The organism is Saccharopolyspora sp. NPDC002686 (assembly GCF_040295745.1).
Taxonomy (GTDB): domain Bacteria; phylum Actinomycetota; class Actinomycetes; order Mycobacteriales; family Pseudonocardiaceae; genus Saccharopolyspora; species Saccharopolyspora oryzae.
The window spans coordinates 1-20,206 of the sequence record NZ_JBEOVY010000117.1; the positions used below are offsets into that span (position 1 = coordinate 1).

The following is a 20,206-nucleotide window of genomic DNA, read 5'->3' on the forward strand; positions in this document are numbered from 1 at the left end:
ATCGCCTACACCGGCGACGACGACCCGCTGCCGCCGGACCAGCTGGCCACCCGGCTGCGCGAGATCGTGGGCAAGGAGGCCGACAACGCCGGCATCCCGGTGCCCAAGATCGCCGTGGAGCCCGGCCGCGCCATCGTCGGCCCCGGCATGATCACGGTCTACGAGGTCGGCACCATCAAGGACGTCGCGCTCGGCGCCGAGGTGCAGCGCAAGTACGTCAGCGTCGACGGCGGCATGAGCGACAACATCCGGACCTCGCTCTACGACGCGGTCTACGACTGCCGGCTGGTGTCGCGCAGCGCCGAAGCACCGGCCGTGCTGTCCCGCATCGTGGGCAAGCACTGTGAATCCGGTGACGTAGTGGTGCGCGACTGCTGGCTCCCGGAGGACATTGCTCCAGGAGACCTGCTCGCAGTGGCCGCCACCGGCGCCTACTGCTACGTGATGGCCAGCAACTACAACCGCCTGCCCAAGCCGCCCGTGGTGGCGGTGCGCGATGGTCAGGCGCGGTTGCTGCTGCGCAGGGAGACCGAGGACGACCTGCTCCGGCTGGAGGTGTGAGTGAACCAGGACCGTGAACCGATCCGGGTCGCGCTGTTGGGGTGCGGCACGGTCGGTACCGAGGTGCTGCGCCTGCTGAGCGACCAACCCGACGAGTTCGCCGCTCGGACGGGGGCTCCGATGCTGGTCACCGGGGTCGCGGTGCGCCGCCCGCACAAGCACCCCGAGGTGCCCGAACACCTGCTCACCACCGACGCCCAGGCGCTGGTGGAAGGCGACGTCGACGTCGTGGTGGAGCTGATCGGCGGCATCGAGCCGGCCCGCTCCCTGCTGCTGACCGCGCTGCGGTCCGGCAAGTCGGTGGTGACCGCGAACAAGGCGCTGCTGGCCGAGCACGGCTCGGAGCTGTACGCGGCCGCGGACGCCTCCGGCGCCGACATCTACTTCGAGGCGGCGGTCGCCGGGGCCATCCCGCTGCTGCGGCCGCTGCGCGAGTCGCTGGCCGGTGACCGGATCAACCGGGTCATGGGCATCGTCAACGGCACGACGAACTTCATCCTGTCGGCGATGGACTCCACCGGCGCCGGCTACGCCGAGACGCTGGACGAGGCCGGTCGCCTGGGGTACGCCGAGGCGGACCCGACCGCGGACGTGGACGGGTTCGACGCCGCCGCGAAGGCCGCGATCCTGGCCTCGCTGGCGTTCCACACCAGGGTCACCGCCAGCGACGTGCACCGCGAGGGCATCTCGGCGGTCACGCCCGGCGACCTCGCCGCGGCGCGCACCCTGGACCGCACGGTGAAGCTGCTGGCGATCTGCGAGCGGGTCGTCGACGAGGACGGCAGCGAGTCGGTGTCGGCCCGCGTGCACCCGGCGATGATCCCGCGCAGCCACCCGCTGGCCGGGGTCGGCGACGCCTTCAACGCGGTGTTCGTGGAGGCCGAAGCGGCCGGGCAGCTGATGTTCTACGGCCAGGGCGCCGGTGGTGCGCCCACCGCCAGCGCCGTGCTGGGCGACCTCGTCGCGGTCGCCCGCAACCTGGTCGTGGCGGGCAAGGGGCCCCGGGAGTCGGCGCACGCGCAGCTGCCGGTGCGCGACATGGGGCAGACCCCGACCCGCTACCACATCAGCCTCGACGTGGCCGACAAGCCGGGCGTGCTCTCGCAGGTCGCGTCCATGTTCAACGAGCACGATGTGAGCATTTCGGTGGTGCGTCAGCAGGGCAGGGGCGAGGAGGCCAGCCTCGTGGTGGTCACCCACACCGCTGCCGACGCGGCACTCAGGTCCACAGTGGACAAGATCGCGCAGCTACCGGTGGTGCGCGAGGTGGTCAGCGTGATGCGCGTGGAAGGTGAACCGTCGTGACGAACATCCAGGGCACTCCGGTGCGGGCCGGGTGGCCCGGCCTGATCGAGGCCTACCGGGACCGCGTGCAGGTCCCGGACGGGGCTCGCATCGTGACCCTGCAGGAGGGCAACACCCCGCTGGTGCCCGCCCCCCACCTCTCCGAGCTGACCGGCAGCACCGTCTACCTCAAGGTCGAGGGCGCCAACCCGACCGGCTCGTTCAAGGACCGCGGCATGACCGTGGCCATCACGCACGCGCTGGCCGAAGGCAGCAAGGCCGTCATCTGCGCCTCCACCGGCAACACCTCCGCCTCGGCCGCCGCCTACGCGGCGCGCGCCGGGCTGACCTCGGCGGTGCTGGTGCCGCAGGGCAAGATCGCGCTGGGCAAGCTCGCCCAGGCGGTGGTGCACGGCGCGAAGATCCTCCAGGTCCAGGGCAACTTCGACGACTGCCTGGAGCTGGCCCGCAAGACCGCGGCCGAGCACCCGGTGAGCCTGGTCAACTCGGTCAACCCGGTGCGCATCGAGGGGCAGAAGACCGCGGCGTTCGAAATCTGCGACGTGCTCGGCCGCGCGCCCGACGTGCACTGCCTGCCGGTCGGCAACGCGGGCAACATCACCGCCTACTGGAAGGGCTACACCGAGTACGCGGGTGACGGCGTCATCGACGCCGCGCCGCGGATGTTCGGATTCCAGGCCGCCGGTGCCGCGCCGCTGGTGCACGGCCAGCCGGTCGGGAACCCGGAGACCATCGCGACCGCGATCCGCATCGGCAGCCCCGCCTCCTGGCGCGGCGCGGTCGACGCGAGGGACGAGTCCGGCGGTCTGTTCGCCGCGGTGACCGACGAGGAGATCCTGACCGCCTACCGGCTGCTGGCCTCCCGCGAGGGCGTGTTCGTCGAGCCGGCGTCGGCGTCCAGCGTCGCCGGGCTGCTGGCCACCGCCGCCGACGGGCGCCTGCCCGCCGACTCGGTCGTGGTCTGCACGGTCACCGGGCACGGCCTGAAGGACCCGGACACCGCGCTGTCCGGCATGGTCGAGGTCGAGCCGCTGCCGGTGGACCCGGGCGCGGTCGCCACCGCGCTGGAACTCGCATGAGCGCCTTGCCGGTTTCGGCCGTCCGGGTGAAAGTTCCCGGTTCCACCGCGAACCTCGGATCCGGATTCGACGCCCTGGGCATGGCGTTGTCCTTGTACGACACCGTTTCCGCCCAGGTCGGCGACGGGCCCGAGGGTTCGGCGAGCGTGCAGGTCGAGGGCCAGGGCGCCGGTTCGGTTCCCACCGACGGGCGTCACCTGGTCGCGCGGGTGATCCGCGAAACATTGGCGGAACTGGGTTTTGCCGCTCCGGCGCTGCGTTTGCACTGCGAGAACAGCATTCCGCACGCTCGCGGCCTGGGTTCCTCCGCGGCGGCCATCGTCGCCGGGGTCGCCGCAGCCTTCGGCCTCGCCGGAATCGACTTGCGGGACAAGGAGAACACCGAGCGCGCACTGCACCTCGCGGCGGCGCGCGAGGGGCACGCGGACAACGCGGCGGCGAGCCTGCTGGGTGGATTCGTGGTGGCCTGGCAGGAAAACGGCCGCTTCCGGGCGGTCCGGATGCGACCGCACGCGGACGTGTCGCCGGTCGCCTTCGTCCCCCAGGTGGAGTCCGCCACCGACGCCACCCGAGGCCTGCTGCCGGAACGGGTTCCGCACGCCGACGCCGCGTTCGCGGCCGGTCGTGCGGCGTTGGCGGTGCACGCGGTGACCAGCGCGCCCGAGCTGCTGCTGGACGCCACCGACGACCGGTTGCACCAGGACTACCGCGAAGCGGCGTGGCCGGAAACCGTCGCGCTGGTCCGCCGCCTGCGCGAGGCCGGCGTGGCGGCCGCGGTTTCCGGTGCGGGGCCGACCGTACTAGCCCTGCCCGCCGGTGGGGAGCTCCCCGCCGACATTGCGCCGAACGGCTTCCAGGTGCTGCGCCTTCCGGTCGACGACGAGGGCGTGCGGATCGTCGAGCAGTCCTGACCCCGGGGTGGTGAACCGGGTGCGAACGCCCAGTTCACCGCCCCGCCGCAGGCACCTCCACCCGAAGTGGTACAAAGGAGGTGTCGCAGGTGGTGAGCAGCGGATTCGCTGGGAGGCCGCCGACGGCGAGATCTGCAAGGGCGGGCCACACGCCCAAGGGGGTTGTTGCACCCGAACTGCGGGGCGTCTACCCTCAAGGTCAATCAGTCACCGCACCAAGCGTGCCGGTGCCGCATCCGGGACATCGTTTTCCGGAGCGCATCTCCCGCCGTGAATTGAACGCCGCCCGTCACGGGTGAAGATCAACTTAGGCGGGTTCGGCTAATCGCGGTGACCGAGGCAGGAGTTGTCAACTCAATTGAGTTTCGCTTCGGGCGATCGGCGGTGCACGTCGTTGCCGTGGTCGGGGTGGGGGCCTCAAGTTCCAGGAAAGGCCCTCGAACAAGCATCCGGGGCGTCAATCTGAGTCGGGGATTCCTGAATGTGGCGGCAGGGCGTGCATCGGCACGTGTGGATCGGAGTGGATGCGTCGCACATGGACCACGCGAGCCGGGTGCCTCCCACTGCCCGGTGCTGCTGGTTCCCGAGCCAATGCCGAATTCGGTCGCGCAACGCGCGGAGGGAAGCCGATCGGCGTCAGAGCTGGTAGCACACACCGGCCGCCCGCACTCCAGAGCGGGCGGGCAATCCGCTGGGTCGCGTAGGAGGCGCGGTCCGGTCAGGAAGGACATTCGTGAGCAACACCGAACTGTTGAGCAGCGAGGCGGCCAACGGCGCCTCTCCCGCTGGCCAGCAGGATTCCGAGGCCAACGGCACCCCGCGTCGACGGGGTGGGCTTTCCGGCATGGTTCTCGCCGAACTGCGCCAACTCGCGGGGGAACTGGGGATCGAGACCGGCGGTCTGCGCAAGGGCGACCTGATCGCCGCCATCAAGGAGAAGCAGGGCGGCACGACCGCTCCGCGCACCCGCTCCACCAAGAAGTCGTCGGCCCGCAGCGCTGAAGAGGCCCCCGCGGCCAAGGCGCACCAGCCGGCCCTCGACGAGGCCGAGAGCACGCCCGCGGCTCGCGAGACCCGCGAGGCCCCCGCCGAGCAGAGCACCACCAACGGTGCCGCTCCGGCCCGCACCCGTTCCCGGCGGCAGCAGCAGGCCGCCGAGACCAGCGGAGAGGGCGAGGACAACCGTCGCGGCGGCAACCGCCGGCGTCGTTCGTCCAGCCGCACCGGCGCCGAGTCGGGCGGTGCCGACGAGCAGCGCGGCGAGCGCAAGCAGGACAACCGCCAGGAGCGCGACAACAACCGCCAGGACCGGCAGGACAACCGGCAGGAGCGCGGCAACCGGCAGGACCGGGACCGCGACAACCGGCAGCAGGACGACGACGATGACGAGGGCGGTCGTCGGGGTCGTGGCCGCCGGTTCCGGGACCGCCGCCGCAACCGCGGCCGCGGCGAGGGCGGCGAGCCCGAGGTCCGCGAGGACGACGTCCTGCTGCCCGTCGCGGGCATCCTGGACGTGCTGGAGAACTACGCGTTCGTGCGCACCTCCGGCTACCTGGCAGGCCCGAACGACGTCTACGTGTCGCTGTCGCTGGTCCGCAAGTACGGCCTGCGCCGCGGTGACGCGATCAAGGGCGTCATCCGGCAGCCGCGCGACGGCGAGCAGCAGCGCCAGAAGTTCAACCCGCTGGTGCGGGTGGACTCGATCAACGGCCTGGAGCCGGAGGCGGCGAAGAACCGCGCCGAGTTCCACAAGCTGACCCCGCTCTACCCGAACGAGCGGCTGCGCCTCGAGACCGAGCCGCAGAACCTGACCGGCCGGATCATCGACCTGGTGATGCCGGTGGGCAAGGGGCAGCGCGCGCTGATCGTCTCCCCGCCGAAGGCAGGCAAGACGATGGTGCTGCAGGCGATCGCCAACGCGATCACCACCAACAACCCCGAGTGCCACCTGATGGTCGTCCTCGCCGACGAGCGTCCGGAAGAGGTCACCGACATGCAGCGCTCGGTGAAGGGCGAGGTCATCGCCTCGACCTTCGACCGCCCGCCGTCGGACCACACCACGGTCGCCGAGCTGTCCATCGAGCGGGCCAAGCGGCTCGTCGAGATGGGCCACGACGTGGTCGTCCTGCTGGACTCGATCACCCGACTGGGCCGCGCCTACAACCTGGCCGCCCCGGCGTCCGGGCGCATCCTGTCCGGTGGTGTCGACTCGACCGCGCTGTACCCGCCGAAGCGCTTCCTGGGTGCGGCCCGCAACATCGAGAACGGCGGCTCGCTGACCATCTTCGCCACCGCGCTGGTGGAGACCGGTTCCACGATGGACACCGTGATCTTCGAGGAGTTCAAGGGCACCGGCAACGCCGAGCTCAAGCTGGACCGCAAGCTGGCCGACAAGCGCCTGTTCCCGGCGGTCGACGTGGACTCCTCCAGCACCCGGAAGGACGAGATCCTGCTCTCGCCCGACGAGCTGGCGGTCACCCACAAGTTGCGCCGAGTGCTCGCCGCGCTCGACGCGCAGCAGGCGCTGGAACTCCTGCAGGACCGGCTGCGCAAGTCGCGCACCAACATCGAGTTCCTGATGCAGGTCGCCAAGACCACCCCGGGCAAGGACGACGACTGATCGTCGCTAGCTCGATCAGGGCCCGCACCACACCGGTGCGGGCCCTGCTGTCTTAGGAATTCCAGACTCAGCTTGCGTGGCGGTGCGGGTGGCGGAACCTCAGACGCCGCCTGGCTGTGGGATCCCGTTTTTATGTATGACCAATACACGGCAAACGGGCTGTCCTCGCCAGACGACGTCTGAGAACCCGCGGCGGTGCAAGCGTCGAGGGTGGGCTAAGCGGCTACGCCGCTTCAAGACAAAGAAGAGGCGCTTCGCAGCGTGCTTCACGCGTGCGAGCACTCGGCGTGGTCCTGGTAGGCGCGGACCAGCGTGATGATCAGCAGCGCGGCCGACACCGGGCCCGCGACGAGCGCGGCCACGAGCGGCACCTCCAGCCCGTCGACGGCCAGCGCGCACGCCACCAGCAGCAGCGGGTAGGCGAACCGCAGGACGTTGCGCTGCCAGCGGGTGCTCCAGCGCACGTGGCCGGAGCTGAGAGCGGTCAGGGCGGCGGCGAAGCCGAACAGCAGCGGCGCGGACAGGTCCAGGTCCTGGGTCATCGGTGAGTGCGGCTGCAGGGCCAGCTGCAGCAGCGCGGCCACCCAGGCGGCGCTGCCGAGGAAGAGCAGGGGGAGCAGCACCCACGACCGGACCGCGAGCCTCCCCAACACCGAACACAGCAGCACGCGTAGAAGGATGAACGGCGCACCCGGCCGTCGGCACCCTTCGCGGAGGGTGGCGCGCCGGGCGGTGCGTTTGGTGCGTTGGGCGGTTGCGGACCGGTCGACAAGAGCTCGGAATACCCGACGGGGGGTCTGCGTTGCAGGGGGCGGACCGCCCCTGCGGTGCAGGTCATGTGCTGCGGTCTGGCAGAATGCAAGGCTGATTCCGGCTCCGGTTCACCGCGCGGCAGCGGCCGCGTGGACCCGGCGGCCAACGAGAGAGGACGAGCCGTTGAAGAGTGGCATTCACCCCGAGTACGTGGAGACGCAGGTCAACTGCGGCTGCGGCAACAGCTTCACCACCCACAGCACCCGCAAGAGCGGCCAGATCACCGTTGAGGTCTGCTCCAACTGCCACCCGTTCTACACGGGCAAGCAGAAGATCCTGGACACCGGCGGTCGCGTGGCGCGCTTCGAGGCCCGCTACGGCAAGCGCAAGAAGTAGCTGTGACGACGGCGCCCGCCCCGCGAACTCGTGGGGCGGGCGCCGTCTCTTGTTCAGTGCCGTTGCCGTCCGCCAGCCAGTGAAGAAGGTCCGCCAGTGGAGACGTCGAAGCTCGAATCGCTGCTCGCCGAGTACCAGGAGCTGGAGCAGCAGCTGGCCGATCCCGGCGTGCACGCCGACCAGGCGCGGGCCCGCAAGCTCGGCCGCCGGTACGCGGAGCTGACCCCGATCGTGCGCACCTCCCGCGAGCTGGACCAGGCCCGATCCGACCTGGAGGCGGCCCGCGAGTTCGCCGCCGAGGACGCCGGGTTCGCCGAGGAGGCCGACCGGCTGGCCGAGTCGCTGCCCGCGCTGGAGGCCAAGCTCACCGAACTGCTGCTGCCGCGCGACCCGCACGACGGCTCCGACGTGCTGCTGGAGGTCAAGTCCGGGGAGGGCGGCGAGGAGTCCGCGCTGTTCGCCAGCGACCTGCTGCGCATGTACCTGCGCTTCGCCGAGCGCCGCGGCTGGCGGGCCGAGGTGCTCGACGCCACCGAATCCGACCTGGGCGGCTACAAGGACGCCACGGTCGCCATCAAGGCCAAGGCCGGCGACACCAGCCCCGACGGGGTGTGGTCGCAGCTGAAGTTCGAAGGCGGCGTGCACCGCGTGCAGCGGGTGCCGGTCACCGAGTCGCAGGGCCGGGTGCACACCTCGGCGGCCGGGGTGCTGGTCTACCCCGAGCCGGAGGAGGTCGAGGTCGAGCTCGACGAGAAGGACCTGCGCATCGACGTCTACCGGTCCTCCGGGCCGGGCGGGCAGAGCGTGAACACCACCGACTCCGCGGTGCGCGTCACCCACCTCCCGACCGGCATCGTGGTGTCCTGCCAGAACGAGAAGTCGCAGCTGCAGAACAAGCAGCGCGCCATCCTGGTGCTCAAGGCCCGCCTGCAGGCGCTCGCCGAGGAGGAGGCCGAGCGGGAGGCGTCCGAGGCGCGGCGCAGCCAGGTGCGCACGGTGGACCGCTCCGAGCGGGTCCGCACCTACAACTTCCCGGAGAACCGGATCTCCGACCACCGGGTCAACTACAAGGCCTACAACCTGGACCACGTGCTCGACGGGGACCTGGACGCCGTGATCGGTGCGCTGCTCGCCGCCGACCGGCAGGAACGCCTGGCGCTCTAAGCTGGCGACGTGACCCGACAGCCCTTGCGCCTGGCCATCCTCGAGGCGGAGCGAATGCTCGCCGCTTCGGGTGTGGCGAGTCCGCGCACCGACGCCGAGCTGCTTGCCGCGCATCTGCTCGGCGTCGAGCGGACCAAGCTGATGATGGTGCCGCTGGTGGATCCGCCGGTGGTCCAGGCGCTGCACGACCTCGTGCGCCGTCGGGCGGCCCGCGTTCCGCTGCAGCACCTGACCGGCAACGCCTCGCTCGGCGCTGTGACCTTGTCCGTGGGGCCGGGCGTGTTCGTGCCCCGCCCGGAGACCGAGCTGCTGCTGGAGTGGGGCGCGAGCATCCTCGAAGGCATCGACAAGCCGGTCGTGGTGGACCTGTGCACGGGTTCCGGCGCGTTGGCGCTGGCGATGGCCAACGCCCGCCCGGACGCCGCCGTGCACGCGGTGGAGAAGGACCCGGCCGCGCTGTCCTGGGCCCGCCGCAACGCCGACCAGCAGGCAGAGGCCGGTGACACCCCGATCCAGCTCTACGCCGGGGACGTCACCGACCCGCTGCTGTTCATGGAACTGGAGGGCCTGGTCGACCTGGTCCTGTGCAACCCGCCGTACGTCCCGGAGGGCACCCCGGTGCCGCCAGAGGTCCGCGACCACGACCCGCACGCCGCGGTGTTCGGCGGGCGCGACGGGCTGGACGTGGTGCGCCACGTGGTCAGCTGCGCGGCCCGCCTGCTCCGCCCGGGCGGCGGGGTGGCGATCGAGCACGATGACACCCACGGCGGCTCCGTGCCCGCCCTGCTGCGCGCCCGCCGCGTCCTCACCGACGTCCAGGAGCACGCCGACCTCGCCGGTCGTCCTCGCTTCGCCACCGCCCGCCGCACCCTCCCGGAGTAACAGCACCCTCCCGGAGTGATGCTCGGCTAGCGGTGGGTGTTGACGAACTCGCGGAGCAGGGCGTTGAACTCGGTCGGCCGCTCGCGGTTCGGCCAGTGGCCCGCTTCCGGGAGCACCCGCAGCATCGAACCGGGGATCGCGCCCGCCGCGTCGCGGGCGGCCTGGACCGGCACGATGGCGTCGCGCTCGCCGTGGATCACCATCACCGGGCACTGCAGCTGCCCGAGGTGGGGCAGGTGGTTGATGTTCATCGACTTGCGGCCGACCGCGTCGTGGTGCCAGTCGGCGAACACCGAACCGCGCGCGGCGGCCTCGGCGCTGACCTCGTCGACAATGGACTCCAGGTCGGACACCGGTTGGCCACCGGTGAAGAACAGCTTGGTCAGCGCGTAGCGGACCAGGGACCGGTTGAGCCGCAACAACTTCGCGGCGAACGGCCCGGCGAACTTGGACCGCAGCGCGAGGTGGGCGAGCAGGTGCCGGTGCATCCGGTGCTGCATCCCGGTGCTGTCCACAAGCACCAGTCCGCGCACCCGCTGCGGGTGGCGCAGCGCGAACCCGGCCGCGATGCTGCCGCCCATCGACAGGCCCACCAGCGTCGCCTGCGGCACCTGCCAGGCGTCCAGCAGCCAGCGCAGCACCTCCTCGAAGGTGCGCTGGTTGGCGCTCCCGCGCCACGGCATGCTGCCGCCCTGACCAGGCAGATCGGGTACGAAGACCCGGTGGTCGGCCGCGAGCACCCCGATGGCGTGGCGCCAGCTGATCAGCGCGTTGTCCGGCCCGCCGCCGTGCAGCAGGACGATCGCCGGTCCGCTGGTCCCGGCCCGGAAGAACCGGATCCGGCCGGCCGGGAACTCGATGTGGTCGACCTCGACACCCTGGGGTGGGGCGGTCATCTTCTGCTCTCCTCGCGTTCGATCTTCACGGTGCCCGCTCAGGAAGACGCGCGAACGCCGCGGGCGTTGCCGTGTTCGCGAGCACACTGAACGGATCTCGGTCCGGGGTCGCGGCGTTACTCGCTGCGCATCGTCCCGGACGGTGATCTCCTGCACCACTCGAACGGGCAGCGCTTGCAAGCGGCACGACCGGGCGTGCCAGGATCGGGGTGTGAGCACCGTCTATGACTGCACTACTCCGGACAGCCGCGAGCAGGGTCTGGCCGCCGCGGCCAACATCGTTCGCGCCGGTGGGCTCGTCGTGCTGCCCACCGACACGGTTTACGGCATCGGCGCGGACGCCTTCGACGCCAACGCGGTCCGCGCGCTGCTGGCCGCGAAGGGCCGCGGCCCGGACATGCCGGTCCCGGTGCTGGTCGGCTCCTGGTCCACTGTGGATGGCCTGGTGATGTCGGTCCCGCAGCAGGCGCGGGCGCTGATCGAGGCGTTCTGGCCGGGCGGGCTGTCGCTGGTGCTGCCGCAGGCACCGTCGCTGAACTGGGACCTCGGCGAGACCCGCGGCACGGTGAACCTGCGGATGCCGCTGCACCCGGTGGCCCTGGACCTGCTGCGCGAGGTCGGCCCGATGGCGGTGTCCAGCGCGAACCGCACCGGTCGGCCGCCGGCCTCCAACGCCACCGAGGCGCGCGAGCAGCTCGGCGACTCCGTGCAGGTCTACCTCGACGGCGGGCCGTCGGGGGAGCCGGTGCCCTCCACCATCGTCGACCTCACCCAGGGCGCGCCGCGCGTGCTGCGCGAGGGCGCGGTGAGCCTGGCGGACCTGTCCGACGTGCTCGGGACGGACCTGACCGCGGAGAGCTGACGCTCGGCGAGGACCGGTGGTCGAGGCCTCGGCGAAGGCCGATAGCGTAATACTCCGGATCCGCAACGTGGAATGCGACGAGGAGCGCTGGGCTTGAAGAATCCGTTCTGGGGGCTGGACGTCGACCACCCGCGACCGGGTGCGTGAGCCACCGGCATGGACAGCGAATCCTGGGCTCCAGCCGGGCTTCCCGCCCGTGAGTACCTGCTGGTCCTGCTCACCGCGGCGGCGACCACGTTCCTGCTGACCGGATTGGTGCGCCTGCTGGCGTTCCGGGTCGGCGCCGTGGCCTACCCGCGGCAGCGCGACGTGCACGTCGAACCGATGCCGCGGATGGGCGGCGTCGCGATGTACGGCGGGGTGCTGGCGGCGATCTTCCTGGCCTCGAACCTGCCCGCGCTCTCCCGCGGCTTCACCTACTCCAACGACGCCTGGGCCGCGGTCGCGGCCGGTGGGCTGATCGTGCTGGTCGGCGCGCTGGACGACCGCTTCGAGCTGGACTCGCTGACCAAGCTGGCCGGGCAGGTCACCTCCGCCGGGATCCTGGTCATCGCCGGGGTGCAGTGGTTCGTGCTGTGGGTGCCCTGGGGCGGTTCCGAGGACTCGGTCGGCCAGCTGATGGTGCTCAGCAGCAACCAGGGCCAGCTGCTGACCGTGCTGCTCACCGTCGCGATGATCAACGCGATGAACTTCGTCGACGGGCTCGACGGGCTGGCCTCCGGGATCGGCCTGATCTCGGCGACCGCGACGTTCGTGTTCTGCCTGGGCGTGCTGGACCGGCAGAACGGCGACGTCAACGCCTACCCGCCGGCGCTGATCGCGGCCGCCATCGCAGGCGCCTGCCTGGGCTTCCTGCCGTACAACTTCCAGCCCGCGAAGCTGTTCATGGGCGACTCCGGCTCCATGCTGATCGGGTTGATGCTGGCCACCGCCAGCACCTCGGCGTCCGGGCGGATGCTCACCAACGACGTCGACCCGAGCGACACCATCGCGCTGCTGTCCCCGCTGCTGGTGGTCGCGGCGGTGCTGTTCGTCCCGCTGCTGGACCTGATCATGGCGGTGGTGCGGCGCACGAAGGCGGGCAAGAGCCCGTTCCACGCCGACAAGATGCACCTGCACCACCGGCTGCTGGAAATCGGGCATTCGCAGCGCCGCGCGGTGCTGCTCATCTACCTGTGGGCGGCGGTCATCTCGTTCGGCGCGGTGTCGTTGACGCTGTTCAACGCCGTGGTTGTGGCGTGGGTCGTAGGCCTCGGGGTGCTGCTGGCGGCTATCATCTCGGTGATTCCGCGTATGCGAGCCCGAGCTGAACGAGAGTCCTGATGAGCGAAACCACCGATGAGCCGACCGTGAACCCGCACGCCGAGACGGTGCGCAGGCTCGCATCGGCCATGCTGCGCACCGCGGTGTGGCCGGGCGTCGCGACGGTGGCGGTCGCGGCGGTCGTGGCGACCGCTCTGGTCGGTACCCCCGGGCTGCTCGGAGCGCTGGTCGGCGGTGTCGTGGCGTTCGGCTCGTCGCTGCTGACGATCTGGTTGATGCGCTTCACCGGCGGCATGAACCCGCACTTCGTGATGGTCGCCGCGCTCGGCGGCTACGTCGGGAAGATGCTGGTGCTGCTGGTGGTGATGACGTTGCTCGGCGGTGTCGAAGCGCTGCACCGGGAGTCGCTGGCGTTCACCATGCTGGCCACCGTGATGGTGTGGGCGGGGGCCGAGGTGGTCGCGTTCAAGCGCACCAAGATTCCCACGATCGTGCCAGGGTCCTGACGGTCCCGCGGGCTGGGCATTTTCGGACCACATGTCGGTTGCCTACCTACCCGCTGGTATCGTCTCGCACCAGATTCCTTCCCCGCGCAGCGCCGGGCCTCGACTCTTCGGAGTTCACGCGGTCGCAGGCGGCGGGGAGGGCCCCTCCTCGTGCCCGATCGCGTATCAGGTACGTTAAGTGCAAAACGTGACGATTCCCCCGGTGGAGTGAAGTTCCGCTGGGAGAACCGGAAGGAGCCCAGTTGGGCGCGCTGATGCTGGCTGAGGGCGGAACTTTCACACCGCCGGGTGCCGATAGCTTTGTCCTTCCGCCGATCTTCGGCGGAGTCACCAAGCCGATGCTCCTCGTCGTGCTCTCGGCGATCATCGTGGGCGCCTACTTCGTGATCGCCACCCGGAAGCTGAAGCTGGTTCCGGGCAAGGGGCAGTTCGTCGCGGAGTTCATCTACGAGTTCAGCCGCAACAAGATCGCGCGGGAACACATCGGGGCCAAGGACTTCCGCCCGTTCGTGCCGCTGATCTTCACGCTGTTCACCTTCGTCCTGGTGAACAACATCTTCGGCATCATCCCGATCATCCAGTTCCCCACCATGTCCCGCATCGGTTTCCCGATCGCGCTGGCGCTCATGGTGTACCTGGTGATGCACGGTGTCGGCTTCGCCCGGCACGGGTTCCTGGGCTACTTCAAGCACATCATGTTCCCGCCCGGGGTGCCGAAGCCGATCTACGTGCTGCTGTCGCCGATCGAGCTCTTCCAGAAGTTCATCGCGCAGCCCGCTGCTCTGGCGATCCGAGTGTTCGCCGCGATGTTCGCCGGCCACCTGATCCTGCTGGTGTTCACCCTCGGAGGTGAGTACCTGCTGACCGAGGCCAGCGCCATGTTCAAGCCGATCTCGATCGTCGGTTTCGCCTTCGCGATCGCGCTGACCTTCGTCGAGGCCCTGATCCAGGTGCTGCAGGCGTACATCTTCGCGTTGCTGACCGCGAGCTTCATCGGCGCAGCGCTGTCCGAAGGCCACTGACGAGTGTCCGAAGGCCACTGACCAAAAGACTTCGTTCCGATAAAAGGACCTGTCGATCCGCGCCGAGAAGCGGACCGAGTGAAAGGTAGTGACAGTGAGCAACATCGTTCTCGCGCAGGCAGCTGAGGCCGCGGGCTCCATCAACCCCGGTCTGGCCGCCATCGGCTACGGCCTGGGCGCTATCGGCCCGGGTGTCGGCGTCGGCCTGATCTGGGCCGCGGTCATCAACGGCACCGCCCGCCAGCCGGAGGCCCAGGGCCAGCTGCAGGGCATCGCCTGGATCTCCTTCGTTCTGGTCGAGGTGCTGGCGCTGATCGGTCTGGTCGTTTACTTCATCGCTTCCGCTGCCTGAGTTAACGGCTCAACGCGTTGGGAGACGTTGTGGTGAAGACGCAGATGCTGCTGGCCGCGGAAGGCGAGCACAACCCGATCATCCCCGAGCCGGCGGAGATCGTGGTCGGTCTGATCGCGTTCTTGCTGCTGCTGTTCGTGCTCTGGAAGTTCGCGGTTCCGCGCTTCGAGAAGGTCTACGCGGAGCGCAGCGAACGGATCGAGGGCGGTATCGCCAAGGCCGAGGCCGCGCAGGCCGAGGCCCAGCGGACGCTGGAGCAGTACAAGGCTCAGCTGGCTGAGGCTCGCGCAGAAGCGGCCCGGATCCGCGACGACGCCCGTGCCGAAGGCCAGCAGATCCTGGAAGAGATGCGCGCCCAGGCTCAGGCCGAGTCCGAGCGGATCGTCAACCAGGGCCAGACCGCGCTGGCGCACCAGCGGGCGCAGATCGTCGCCGAGCTGCGGTCGGACCTCGGCCGCCAGGCGGTCGAGCTGGCCGGCCGGGTCGTCGGCGAGTCCCTGGAGGACGAGGCCCGTCGGCGGGGCACCGTCGACCGGTTCCTGGACGAGCTGGAGGCCACCTCGGCCCCGGCTGAATCTTCCAAGGCCTAACCGAGTGAAAGGCGCTGAGAGTTGAGCACCCTCGTGAACGCCGCGAGCCGCGAGGCACTGGCAGCCACCGAGCTGCAGCTGCTGCAGGCCACTGACGGGGCCTCGGCCGCGGAGATCACCGGGCTCGCCGACGAGCTGTTCGGCGTGGCCGCTCTGCTGGGCGGGGAGTCCACGCTGCGGCGGGCGCTCGCCGACGCCTCCATCGACCCGCGGTCCAGGGAAGACCTGGCCCGCGGGCTGCTGGCGGACAAGCTCGGCGCGCGGTCGCTGCCGGTTGTCGTCGAAGCCGTCCGGGCCCGCTGGTCCGGGGCGAACGACCTGGTCGACGGTCTGGAGCGGTTGGCCCGCACCGCACTGCTGGTGCAGGCCGAGCGCGCCGGTCGCCTCGACGCCGTCGAGGACGAGCTGTTCCGGCTGGGCCGCATCGTCGGCTCGCAGGTCGACCTGGAGCGGTTGCTGTCGGCCCCGACCGGGGACCCCGCGGGCAAGGACGCGGTCGTCGACCAGCTCGTCGCGGGCAAGGTCGAACCGGTCACCTTGAACCTGGTCCGCCAGCTGGTGGCCCGGCCGCGCGGCCGTCGGGTCAGCGAGGGTCTGGAAGAGCTGGCCGAGCTGTCGGCGAAGCGCCGCGAACGCTCGGTGGCCCACGTCCGCTCTGCGATCCCGCTCAGCGAGGAGCAGCAGCAGCGGCTGGCGCGCACCCTGCAGCGGATCTACGCACGCCCGATCGCCCTGCACCTCGAGGTTGATCCCGGGGTCGAGGGCGGGCTGCTGATCCAGGTCGGCGACGAGGTCATCGACGGCAGCATCACGGGACGCCTGCAGTCCCTTCGACGCGACCTCGCCAACTAGCTGAGGCTCGTGGCGACCACGCGTCGAACACCCACTCCCTTCCAAGAACGAACCGAGGGCAGGAACGAGACATGGCGGAGCTGACGATCTCGTCGGACGAGATCCGCAGTGCGATCGAGAAGTACGTCTCCAGCTACTCCCCGGAGGTCAGCCGCGAGGAGGTCGGGGTCGTCACCGATACTGGTGACGGCATCGCCCATGTCGAGGGCCTGCCTTCGGTGATGACCGAGGAACTGCTGGAGTTCCCCGGCGGCATCTACGGTGTCGCGATGAACCTGGAAGCCCAGGAAATCGGTGCGGTCATCCTGGGCGAGTCCGAGAAGATCGAGGAGGGCCAGGAGGTCAAGCGGACCGGCAAGGTCCTCTCGATCCCGGTCGGCGACGGCTTCCTGGGCCGCGTGGTCAACCCGCTGGGTGACCCGATCGACGGACTCGGCGAGATCGCGGCCGAGGAGCAGCGCCCGCTGGAGCTGCAGGCGGCGACGGTCGTGCAGCGCAAGGGCGTGCACGAGCCGATGCAGACCGGCATCAAGGCCATCGACTCGATGACCCCCATCGGTCGCGGCCAGCGCCAGCTGATCATCGGTGACCGCAAGACCGGCAAGACCACGGTCGCGGTCGACACGATCATCAACCAGAAGAAGGCCTGGGCCACCGGCGACCCGGACAAGCAGGTCCGCTGCATCTACGTCGCGATCGGCCAGAAGGGCTCCACGATCGCCGGCGTGAAGCGGTCCCTCGAGGACGCCGGTGCGATGGACTACACCACCATCGTCGCCGCCCCGGCCTCCGACTCGCCGGGTCTGAAGTGGCTGGCGCCGTACGCCGGTTCGGCCATCGGTCAGCACTGGATGTACCAGGGCAAGCACGTCCTGATCATCTTCGACGACCTGACCAAGCAGGCCGAGGCGTACCGCGCGATCTCGCTGCTGCTGCGTCGTCCGCCGGGCCGCGAGGCCTACCCGGGTGACGTCTTCTACCTGCACTCGCGCCTGCTCGAGCGCTGCGCGAAGCTGTCGGACGAGATGGGCGCCGGTTCGATGACGGGTCTGCCGATCATCGAGACCAAAGCGAACGACGTGTCGGCCTACATCCCGACCAACGTCATCTCGATCACCGACGGTCAGTGCTTCCTGCAGTCCGACCTGTTCAACGCCGGTCAGCGCCCCGCCATCGACGTCGGTATCTCGGTGTCGCGCGTTGGTGGTTCGGCGCAGATCAAGGCGATGAAGGGCGTCACCGGTTCGCTCCGACTCGACCTGGCCCAGTACCGCGAGCTGGAGGCCTTCTCGGCCTTCGCCTCCGACCTGGACGCCGCGTCGAAGGCGCAGCTGGACCGCGGTGCCCGCCTGATGGAGGTCCTGAAGCAGGGCCAGGGCGAGCCGCTCCCGGTCGAGGAAGAGGTCGTCTCCCTCTTCATCTCCACCAAGGGCCACCTGGACTCGGTGCCGGTCGCCGACGTGCGCCGCTTCGAGACCGAGTTCCTGGCGCACATGCGCCGGACCCACGAGACGACGCTCAAGGACATCGTCGAGACCGGCAAGCTCTCCGCGGACGGCGAGAAGTCGATCGTGGACGCGGTCGAGGACTTCAAGAAGCAGTTCACCGCCTCGGACGGCGCCTCCGTGGCGCCGAGCGAGCCGGACGCCGAGGCGCTGGCCGCGGACGAGGTGGGCCAGGAGACCGTGAAGGTCAACCGACCCGCACCGAAGAAGTGACGTAATGGCTCAACTTCGGGAACTCCGGAACCGCATCCGGTCGATCAAGTCGACCCGGAAGATCACCAAGGCGCAGGAGCTGATCGCTACCTCGCGCATCATGAAGGCGCAGGCCAGGGTGGAGGCTTCGCGGCCTTACGCCACGGAGATCACCAACGTCCTGTCCGCGCTGGCCGACGTGAGCACGTTGGACCACCCGCTGCTGACCGAGCGCTCGAACCCGAAGCGCGCCGGCGTGCTGGTCGTGACCAGCGACCGGGGTTTCTGCGGTGGCTACAACGCCAACGTGATCAAGGCGGCCGAAGAGCTGCAGTCCCTGCTGCGCGAGCAGGGCAAGGACCCGGTGCTGTACGTCATCGGCCGCAAGGGCGAGTCGTACTACCGGTTCCGGCAGCGCAAGATCGAGGCGAGCTGGACCGGGTTCAGCGACCGCCCCGAGTACTCCGACGCGGCCGAGATCGGCGAGACGCTGGTCAAGGCCTTCCTGGCGGGTGCTGACGACTACCTCGACGACGGTGGTCCGGACGGTAAGCTGGGCGTGGATGAGCTGCACCTGGTGCACACCGAGTTCGTCTCGATGCTCACCCAGCGGCCGGCGGTCCGGCGGATCGCTCCGCTCGAGGTCGAGTACTCCGACGAGCCGGTGCAGAAGACGCTCAAGTCCGCTTACGAGTTCGAGCCGGACGCCGAGACGTTGTTCGCCGCGCTGCTGCCGAAGTACATCAAGACCCGGCTGTACGCGGGTCTGCTGGACTCGGCGGCCGCGGAGCACGCGGCCCGGCGGACGGCGATGAAGTCGGCGACGGACAACGCGGACGAGTTGATCCGCAACCTCAGCCGCGAAGCCAACCAGGCCCGCCAGGCCCAGATCACCCAGGAAATCAGCGAGATCGTCGGCGGTGTCGAGGCGCTCTCGTCCGCAGGAAGTGAGTGACATGACTGCTGCTACTGCCACCAGCACTGGCACCGGCCGCGTCGTCCGGGTGCTCGGCCCGGTCGTGGACGTCGAGTTCCCGCGCGACCAGGTGCCGGACCTGCTCAACGCCCTCACGGTGGACATCACCGCCGAGGGCATGGCCAAGACGCTGACGCTCGAGGTCGCCCAGCACCTGGGCGACAGCGTCGTGCGGACGATCTCGATGCAGCCCACCCAGGGCCTGGTCCGCGGCGTGACCGTGACCGACTCCGGCGCTGGCATCTCGGTGCCGGTCGGTGACGTGGTCAAGGGCCACGTGTTCAACGCGCTGGGCCACTGCCTGGACGAGCCGGGCTACGCGGCCGACGCCGAGAAGTGGACGATTCACCGCAAGGCGCCGAGCTTCGACCAGCTCGAGGGCAAGACCGAGATGCTGGAGACCGGCATCAAGGTGATCGACCTGCTCACCCCGTACGTGCAGGGTGGCAAGATCGGTCTGTTCGGTGGCGCCGGTGTGGGCAAGACGGTGCTCATCCAGGAGATGATCCGCCGAGTCGCCAAGAACTTCGGTGGTACCTCGGTGTTCGCCGGTGTCGGTGAGCGAACCCGCGAGGGCAACGACCTCTGGGTCGAGATGGACGAGTCGGGCGTGCTGGCCGACACCGCGCTGGTGTTCGGTCAGATGGACGAGCCGCCGGGCACCCGCATGCGGGTGGCGCTGTCCGCTCTGACGATGGCGGAGTACTTCCGCGACGTGCAGAACCAGGACGTGCTGCTGTTCATCGACAACATCTTCCGGTTCACCCAGGCGGGCCAGGAGGTGTCGACCCTGCTGGGCCGCATGCCGTCCGCGGTGGGTTACCAGCCGACGCTGGCCGACGAGATGGGTGAGCTGCAGGAGCGCATCACCTCGACCCGGGGCCGTTCGATCACCTCGATGCAGGCGATCTACGTGCCGGCGGACGACTACACCGACCCGGCGCCGGCCACCACCTTCGCCCACCTGGACGCGACCACGGAGCTCTCCCGTGCGATCTCGCAGAAGGGCATCTACCCGGCGGTGGACCCGCTGGCCTCCACCTCCACCATCCTCGACCCGGCGATCGTCGGCGAGGAGCACTACCGGGTGGCGCAGGAGGTCAAGCGGATCCTGCAGAAGTACAAGGAACTGCAGGACATCATCGCCATCCTCGGTATGGACGAGCTGTCCGAAGAGGACAAGGTGACGGTGCAGCGGGCGCGTCGCATCGAGCGCTACCTGTCGCAGAACTTCTTCGTGGCCAAGCAGTTCACCGGCCAGGAAGGCTCCTTCGTTCCGCTGAAGGAGACCATCGAGGCGTTCGACAAGCTGTGCAAGGGCGACTTCGACCACTACCCGGAGCAGGCCTTCCTGTCCATCGGTGGTCTGGACGACCTCGAAGCGGCTTACAAGAAGCTCACCGAGAAGTGAGCGCACGACCCCGCTAGGGGTCCGCACGAACCGGCAACAGGGGGGGTGAGCCACGGGCCGCGACCCCCTTGCCGCCAGCAACCCAACCACCCCCCCCCGGCCCGATCT

Annotated in this window: 20 protein-coding genes; 18 read left to right on the forward strand and 2 right to left on the reverse strand. The window is 69.8% G+C overall.

The genetic code is table 11. The features are described from left to right. The 5 genes from ABTZ89_RS17385 to rho form a co-directional block, all read left to right on the forward strand. A partial coding sequence (locus ABTZ89_RS17385; RefSeq protein ID WP_502949560.1) for a diaminopimelate decarboxylase family protein occupies positions 1-561 on the forward strand: 561 nt, incomplete at its 5' end. Continuing rightward, the gene (locus tag ABTZ89_RS17390; protein ID WP_270950697.1) at positions 562-1,866 is read left to right on the forward strand and encodes a homoserine dehydrogenase; all 1,305 of its coding nucleotides are present in this window, start codon (positions 562-564) and stop codon (positions 1,864-1,866) included. Further along, positions 1,863-2,945, forward strand: coding sequence for a threonine synthase (gene thrC / locus ABTZ89_RS17395; RefSeq protein ID WP_270950698.1), 1,083 nt, complete (start codon positions 1,863-1,865; stop codon positions 2,943-2,945). Before ABTZ89_RS17390 ends, thrC begins: the two co-directional genes overlap by 4 nt. Then, positions 2,942-3,856 (forward strand): homoserine kinase, encoded by a 915-nt coding sequence (gene thrB / locus ABTZ89_RS17400; protein ID WP_351045675.1) that lies wholly within the window; start codon positions 2,942-2,944, stop codon positions 3,854-3,856. The genes thrC and thrB overlap by 4 nt, the downstream gene beginning before the upstream one ends. A 733-nt stretch (positions 3,857-4,589) precedes the next feature. Next, the gene (gene rho, locus ABTZ89_RS17405) at positions 4,590-6,476 is read left to right on the forward strand and encodes a transcription termination factor Rho (RefSeq protein ID WP_351045678.1); all 1,887 of its coding nucleotides are present in this window, start codon (positions 4,590-4,592) and stop codon (positions 6,474-6,476) included. A gap of 266 nt (positions 6,477-6,742) precedes the next feature. Here the strand turns inward: rho and ABTZ89_RS17410 are convergent, their stop codons facing one another. Further along, entirely contained in the window at positions 6,743-7,144 is a 402-nt protein-coding gene (locus ABTZ89_RS17410) for a hypothetical protein (RefSeq protein WP_270950701.1), read from the reverse strand. Between the two features lie 268 nt (positions 7,145-7,412). Here ABTZ89_RS17410 and rpmE point away from each other — a divergent pair, with 268 nt between their 5' ends. The 3 genes from rpmE (at position 7,413) to prmC (ending at position 9,671) form a co-directional block, all read left to right on the forward strand. Continuing rightward, positions 7,413-7,625 (forward strand): 50S ribosomal protein L31, encoded by a 213-nt coding sequence (rpmE, locus tag ABTZ89_RS17415; protein ID WP_145737802.1) that lies wholly within the window; start codon positions 7,413-7,415, stop codon positions 7,623-7,625. A 96-nt stretch (positions 7,626-7,721) separates the two neighbouring features. After that, positions 7,722-8,789 (forward strand): peptide chain release factor 1, encoded by a 1,068-nt coding sequence (gene prfA, locus ABTZ89_RS17420; protein ID WP_351045682.1) that lies wholly within the window; start codon positions 7,722-7,724, stop codon positions 8,787-8,789. A gap of 9 nt (positions 8,790-8,798) precedes the next feature. Beyond that, the gene (gene prmC, locus ABTZ89_RS17425) at positions 8,799-9,671 is read left to right on the forward strand and encodes a peptide chain release factor N(5)-glutamine methyltransferase (protein ID WP_351045685.1); all 873 of its coding nucleotides are present in this window, start codon (positions 8,799-8,801) and stop codon (positions 9,669-9,671) included. Positions 9,672-9,697: 26 nt separating this feature from the next. Here prmC and ABTZ89_RS17430 read toward each other — a convergent pair whose 3' ends face one another. Continuing rightward, the gene (locus tag ABTZ89_RS17430) at positions 9,698-10,567 is read right to left on the reverse strand and encodes an alpha/beta fold hydrolase (protein WP_270950704.1); all 870 of its coding nucleotides are present in this window, start codon (positions 10,565-10,567) and stop codon (positions 9,698-9,700) included. Positions 10,568-10,778: 211 nt separating this feature from the next. On the opposite strand from ABTZ89_RS17430, the gene ABTZ89_RS17435 reads away from it, so the two are divergent. From ABTZ89_RS17435 to atpD, 10 genes are all read left to right on the forward strand, one after another. Continuing rightward, entirely contained in the window at positions 10,779-11,429 is a 651-nt protein-coding gene (locus ABTZ89_RS17435) for an L-threonylcarbamoyladenylate synthase (protein ID WP_270950705.1), read from the forward strand. A gap of 156 nt (positions 11,430-11,585) precedes the next feature. Next, positions 11,586-12,752, forward strand: coding sequence for a glycosyltransferase family 4 protein (locus tag ABTZ89_RS17440; protein ID WP_270950706.1), 1,167 nt, complete (start codon positions 11,586-11,588; stop codon positions 12,750-12,752). Next, positions 12,752-13,198 (forward strand): Cg1360 family ATP-synthase-associated protein, encoded by a 447-nt coding sequence (locus ABTZ89_RS17445; protein WP_351045690.1) that lies wholly within the window; start codon positions 12,752-12,754, stop codon positions 13,196-13,198. The genes ABTZ89_RS17440 and ABTZ89_RS17445 overlap by 1 nt, the downstream gene beginning before the upstream one ends. Before the next feature lie 242 nt (positions 13,199-13,440). Continuing rightward, positions 13,441-14,220 carry a F0F1 ATP synthase subunit A gene (gene atpB, locus ABTZ89_RS17450; RefSeq protein WP_270950708.1) on the forward strand — a complete coding sequence of 260 codons (780 nt, stop codon included), beginning with the start codon at positions 13,441-13,443 and terminating at the stop codon, positions 14,218-14,220. Between the two features lie 94 nt (positions 14,221-14,314). After that, positions 14,315-14,572, forward strand: coding sequence for an ATP synthase subunit C-like protein (locus tag ABTZ89_RS17455; protein WP_150067739.1), 258 nt, complete (start codon positions 14,315-14,317; stop codon positions 14,570-14,572). A gap of 32 nt (positions 14,573-14,604) precedes the next feature. After that, the gene (locus ABTZ89_RS17460; RefSeq protein WP_270950709.1) at positions 14,605-15,162 is read left to right on the forward strand and encodes a F0F1 ATP synthase subunit B; all 558 of its coding nucleotides are present in this window, start codon (positions 14,605-14,607) and stop codon (positions 15,160-15,162) included. Positions 15,163-15,183: 21 nt separating this feature from the next. Continuing rightward, positions 15,184-16,014, forward strand: coding sequence for a F0F1 ATP synthase subunit delta (locus ABTZ89_RS17465; protein ID WP_351045694.1), 831 nt, complete (start codon positions 15,184-15,186; stop codon positions 16,012-16,014). A gap of 71 nt (positions 16,015-16,085) precedes the next feature. After that, a complete protein-coding gene (gene atpA, locus ABTZ89_RS17470; RefSeq protein WP_351045697.1) occupies positions 16,086-17,732 on the forward strand; it encodes a F0F1 ATP synthase subunit alpha in 1,647 nt (548 codons plus the stop codon). A 4-nt stretch (positions 17,733-17,736) separates the two neighbouring features. Further along, entirely contained in the window at positions 17,737-18,666 is a 930-nt protein-coding gene (locus ABTZ89_RS17475) for a F0F1 ATP synthase subunit gamma (RefSeq protein ID WP_270950712.1), read from the forward strand. A gap of 1 nt (position 18,667) precedes the next feature. Further along, positions 18,668-20,098 (forward strand): F0F1 ATP synthase subunit beta, encoded by a 1,431-nt coding sequence (gene atpD / locus ABTZ89_RS17480; RefSeq protein ID WP_270950713.1) that lies wholly within the window; start codon positions 18,668-18,670, stop codon positions 20,096-20,098. Positions 20,099-20,206: the final 108 nt, after the last annotated feature.